General features: G+C 64.0%; 1 protein-coding gene. It reads right to left on the bottom strand.

Features of this window, described 5'->3' with window-relative positions; genetic code table 11:
* On the bottom strand, positions 1-397 hold a 397-nt coding region (locus tag SOP95_RS31945), incomplete at both ends, for a HAMP domain-containing protein (RefSeq protein WP_323609584.1).

A 397-nucleotide genomic window follows, 5' to 3' on the forward strand; every position in this document is an offset into this window, starting at 1 on the left:
GTAACGGCTGATGCGCTCGCGCATGGCATTGAACGCACGGCCCACTTCGACCACTTCACTGCCACCGCCTTCGGCCACCGGCTCTACGTCGGCGCCCAGGGACATGTCCCGCGCCGCCCGCGCCAGACGCTTGAGCGGTCGGCTCTGCCAGTGCACCAGCAAACCGATGAACAGCAGCAGGAAACCGCTGGTCAGCACGATAAACCACACCTGCTGGGACGGCAGGCCTTGCTCTTCAAGGCTGGTGTAGGGCTCGGGCAATAGCGAGGCGATGTACAGCCATTCGCCAGGTGCGAGCTGAATCTGAGTGACCAGCACCGGCGGGTTCACCGGCTCCAGGGTCAGTGCGTAGTGGGCCCAGGAACGCGGCAGTTCATCAAGTTTGAGGCCGGCATTG

It is taken from the genome of Pseudomonas sp. YuFO8 (assembly GCF_035065025.1).
GTDB lineage: Bacteria > Pseudomonadota > Gammaproteobacteria > Pseudomonadales > Pseudomonadaceae > Aquipseudomonas > Aquipseudomonas putida_AE.